The organism is uncultured Winogradskyella sp. (assembly GCF_963975125.1).
Taxonomy (GTDB): domain Bacteria; phylum Bacteroidota; class Bacteroidia; order Flavobacteriales; family Flavobacteriaceae; genus Winogradskyella.
Genome location: NZ_CAXBGB010000132.1, coordinates 1 through 4,626 on the forward strand (window position 1 = coordinate 1; position 4,626 = coordinate 4,626).

At 32.5% G+C, this 4,626-nt stretch carries 4 protein-coding genes and 1 pseudogene; 4 read left to right on the forward strand and 1 reads right to left on the reverse strand.

Going from position 1 to position 4,626, the window contains the following annotated elements:
• The coding region (locus AAC053_RS13565; RefSeq protein WP_339757723.1) for a choice-of-anchor L domain-containing protein at positions 1-2,029 on the reverse strand (2,029 nt) is incomplete at its 3' end.
• A gap of 181 nt (positions 2,030-2,210) precedes the next feature.
• Here AAC053_RS13565 and AAC053_RS13570 point away from each other — a divergent pair.
• The 4 genes and pseudogenes from AAC053_RS13570 to AAC053_RS13585 all read left to right on the forward strand — a co-directional run.
• Positions 2,211-3,113: a NifU family protein gene (locus AAC053_RS13570; RefSeq protein ID WP_339757726.1), complete on the forward strand. Its 903-nt coding sequence runs from the start codon at positions 2,211-2,213 to the stop codon at positions 3,111-3,113.
• A gap of 105 nt (positions 3,114-3,218) precedes the next feature.
• Complete coding sequence (locus AAC053_RS13575; RefSeq protein ID WP_339757729.1) at positions 3,219-3,923, forward strand: hypothetical protein; 705 nt, start codon at positions 3,219-3,221, stop codon at positions 3,921-3,923.
• 244 nt (positions 3,924-4,167) lie between these two features.
• Positions 4,168-4,368: a dodecin family protein gene (locus AAC053_RS13580; protein WP_339757731.1), complete on the forward strand. Its 201-nt coding sequence runs from the start codon at positions 4,168-4,170 to the stop codon at positions 4,366-4,368.
• Positions 4,369-4,452: 84 nt separating this feature from the next.
• Positions 4,453-4,626: pseudogene (locus AAC053_RS13585) on the forward strand (mechanosensitive ion channel family protein); the annotation flags it as partial.

A 4,626-nucleotide genomic window follows, 5' to 3' on the forward strand; every position in this document is an offset into this window, starting at 1 on the left:
TTATATCATCGCATAACTCTATATTATTCGCAGAATTAATCGTGGGTTGGGCTGATGCAGAAATGGTAAATGAAATGGTATCAGAGCAAGTCTGAGTAGTATCAGCCATACGTACCCAAATAACTTGTGGGTTTGTTACATTTGTATAATTCGCTGGCAATGCACCTACATTATCAATAGCATCTTGCTCTGTGAGATGATACGTTATAACGAAATCTGCCGCATTTTGCGCTCCCAAAACGTCATCATCATTTTCACTTAAACTAAATTCGGCCACTCCATTCGCACTGCAACCAATTAAATTTTGCGCTGGATTTGCCGTTGGACTTGCTCTAAACTCTACAAAAACAGAATCTGTAGATTGGCAAACACCTGTAAAAACAATATCTACGGAGTATATCCCAGTATCACCAACCATAATAGTTGAACCTGTTTCACCAACAATCTCTACACCTTCAAAATACCAAGTATGATCAGCCGTAGGAATTCCTGTATCTAAAGTAATTTGATTACCTCCGCATTCCGCTGTACCAGCTGCAATAGTGACATCTTCACCTAAGTCACCACCTAAGTCAAAACTTCCAGCTTTAAGGAATACTCCGGAATCATAATTGGCATCTCCATCATCGGCGATAACCAGTTTAATTGTATAATTTTCACCAGGTGTAACCGTAGACAGTGCAGTAAAAACTATGGTTCTTCCATCAAAAGATATAGGTGGGCCATTATTTGGAGTATATTCTCCAAAATATTGTTCATTGGCTGCTCCACAAGCAGCACCATTATCTGGATGAATATTTGTTACCAAAATAGGAGTATTCGTTCCAGGTAAAACTGCTAAATTAGTCGTATTACCCATTGAATCTGTTAATAAAAAGGCGAATGCATCTGAAAAAGTACATTCAAAACCACCCATATCATACTCTTCTGATGCCATAATAAAATCGAAACTTATGGTATCTGCCAAAGGGGTAAAATCAAATTGAATGAACGTTGCATTATTCGAATCTATTCCTGTGGCCGCATCCAACTCAGTATCACCTGGCCAACCAGCAATTGTACCATCGCCTAAAAATACATTTGGACCACCTGCTCTACTTGCATCACCACTCGTTAACAATATTCCGTCTTCAAAAGGAAAATCCACTCCATTACTAACAAAATAACCTATGCCATTAGGCTCCGTAGCGCTATAATTTAAGCCAGTTGATGCTATAATATTAGATACTGAAGCACAAGGGCTATTTACCAATACATCTTCTATAAGTTGCTCTGGTGTAAATGTATCTTGATCAACAACTAAATTTGGGCCAAGTACAAAAACAGTTATTATAGTTGAGCCTTCACAACCTTGAGGATTATCGTCAGTTACAGTGAATGTAACAGTGTATGTTCCTGAGTTAGCAAATGTATTACTTACGTCAGTCCCACTTGCTGTATTTGTATCTCCAAAATCCCAATTATAATTAGCATTTGTTCCATCAACTGAGAAAGTTGCACTCCCAGAAAAATCCACCGACTCTCCCGGTAAGATGCTTATCACACCTGTTCCATTTGCAACAGGTGTAGTACTGTCAATCGATGCTATAATATCTTGACATGGTGTTGCACATAGAATTTCTGCCTCCCAGCCATTAAGATTACCTCCATCGCTAGAAATAAATTCTATAGTTAAACAACCTGAAGTATTCGAAGTAGATGCAGATACTGTGCCTGGGCTGCCGGTTCCTGCATAACTCCCTATTAACGTTGCCGATGTATCATCACCATCGTAGATGTTCATAGTATCTGGTGTAATACCAAGTTGTGTCGAGAAAAAAGTGAAATTTAGAATAATGAACTCATCAGAATTTTGCGGACAAATAGTAGTTACCAAATTTTCATTATCACCATAATTTCCAAACTCACCACCTGAGTCAAAAAATATATCAGGAGCACAACGGTTAAAAGTACCGTCTTGCATAGAAAGGTCTTGTGAGAACGCGATAGAAGTCACCATTAAGAGTATAAAACAGAGAGTCTTTTTCATATTTAGTTTTTAGCAAACTAACTCTAATAAATGCTAGCAATTACACATTTATAAATAGAGGTTATTTTTATGAGGACGAAATTTAAACAAATTATATGACTTGACTTAAGAATTAAGTTACAAAACTTAATATAACAGATGAACGTTTAAGCATCATATTTCATATTTTTGTAAAAAAAAGATGTCGCAGACAAAAATTTCCATAATACCTACATCTAATGAGGCTATATTAAAATTTGAAGCCGATCGGTTTTTAACTAACCATAATAGCTTTGAATTTAACAATATAGAAGAAGCAAAGCATTCACCATTGGCTCAACAACTTTTCTATCTGCCATTTGTAAAAAAGGTATATATAGCCTCTAACTTTATAGCAATAGAGCGTTATAACATTGTTGAGTGGACGGATGTACAGGATGAAGTAGCCACGCAAATTGAGGATTACTTATCTAAAAACGAAATTGTAATTACTAAAGATGCTATTAAACCGAAAACGTCGGTAACGGTATATGCTGAAAGCACACCAAACCCAAGTGTTTTAAAGTTTGTTTGTAACAAGGTATTGGTTCCAAATCTCTGTGAATTTACTTCAATTGAAGAAGCTAAACTATCACCATTAGCCACGGCATTATTTCAATTTCCTTTTGTGAAAAACATATTTATGGATAAGAATTTTATTTCCATTACAAAGTTTGATATTATTGAATGGGAAGAAATTACGCTTCAGCTAAGAGAATTTTTAAAATCTTATATTGAAGAAGGTCAAACTATATTAAATGATGATGCACCAAAACAGCTCAATAAAACTGAGGAAGCTATTGAGCAAAAATTTAAAATCTTAGATGATACATCTAAAAATATAATAAATATTCTGGAAGAACACATTAAACCAGCTGTTGAAAGCGATGGTGGCAATATAGAATTTAAGTCTTATGATGTTAATTCCAAGAAAGTTGAAGTTTTATTACAAGGAGCATGTAGTGGCTGCCCTTCATCTACTTTTACGTTAAAAAATGGTATAGAAAATTTGCTCAAAGAAATGCTTAATGACAGTGCCATTACTGTTAATGCTATTAACAATTAATTATTGCCTTTTTTTTGATTAACTTTAATCTTAAATTTTTTAACATAAATTAAAATTTATACTTAGGCATGGTTTTAGCTGATAGTATTTATAAATAAAACAATTATGAAAACACAAGTAAAACAAGTTGCTTTAGGCCTATGGTTTTTTAGTCTCTTTTCAACATCTTTAGCACAAAATGTTACTATTGATATTGCAACAGAAAGAGGATTAATGTCTAGAAATATAAGCTCTAAAATTGTTGCTATTGGATCACCTTATATTGATAAAAATTTTCAACCCGTTCTTATCACTCAACATAAAGACAAAGTATACAGTGCTAGATACAATGCATACAATGGTGAAATGGAAGTTAAAATTAATGATAAAAAAATCATTGCTTTAGATAACATCGCTGATTTAGAAGTGCTTTTTACTTTTAGCAACAAAAAATATAGAACAATTAGCTATATAACTAAGAATGAAAATTCTAAAAGAGGATTCCTTGTTGTTATAAGTGAAAACAACAATTACACTCTTTTAAAAGAGGAGAATGTACAATTTTATGAAAAGGTTAAAGCAGCATCTTCATATCACAAAGATAAACCTGCAAATTTCAAACGTGGAAATGACAACTACTACTTAAAATTAAGTGATAAAACTATTTTTATCCCTCTAAAAAAGAAGGACTTGTTAAAAGTTTTCCCTGATAAAGCAAATGAACTAAAGTCTTTCATTAAAAAAAACAAGCTCAACCCTAAGAATGAAGAAGAACTAATAAAGATTATTAAATACATATATACTTTAAAAACCAAAAAACCTATGGACTAAAGTCAACTATTTGTGTTGTTCTATTACAAAAAATCTTTATCTTCTAGGCAACTAAAAGTTGAAGTAATACTTCAAGATGTTTGTAGTAGATGTCTTTCTTCAACATTTACTCTGAAAATAGCATTAAAACATCCTTAGTGGCATACCATAAATGTTAACGCTATTAATGGTTAATAATATTAAATTTAGTGTGACTAATTAGAATTTTTCGTTTCTAAAATATAAACCTTTAAAATAATAAATTATGGCAGTATTAAAAGTTATTGAAGTATTATCTAATTCAGATAAAAGTTGGGAAGACGCAACTAAAAAAGCTGTAAAAGAAGCGTCTAAAACTATAAAGAATATCCGTTCTGTATATGTGCAAGATCAAAGCGCAATTGTTAACGGTGATGATGTTACAGAATTTAGAGTTGCTTTAAAATTAACTTTCGAAGTTAAATAATTACACTTTAATGTAATCTACTAGACATGCAACTCGGCCTAAAAAAGTCGAGTTTTTTATTAAATTTAAATTAATTATACCAACATGGACACGCAACAATGGATTGACTCAGGTTATAAACTAATCATAGAGTTTAGCCCAAAATTGATTACAGCAATTTTTATATGGATTATCGGTAGCTGGATTATTAAAATAATGCTTAAAGGCGTTAAAAAAGCAATGAATAAAGCCAATTATGATGAAAGTTTAAAAAAGTTT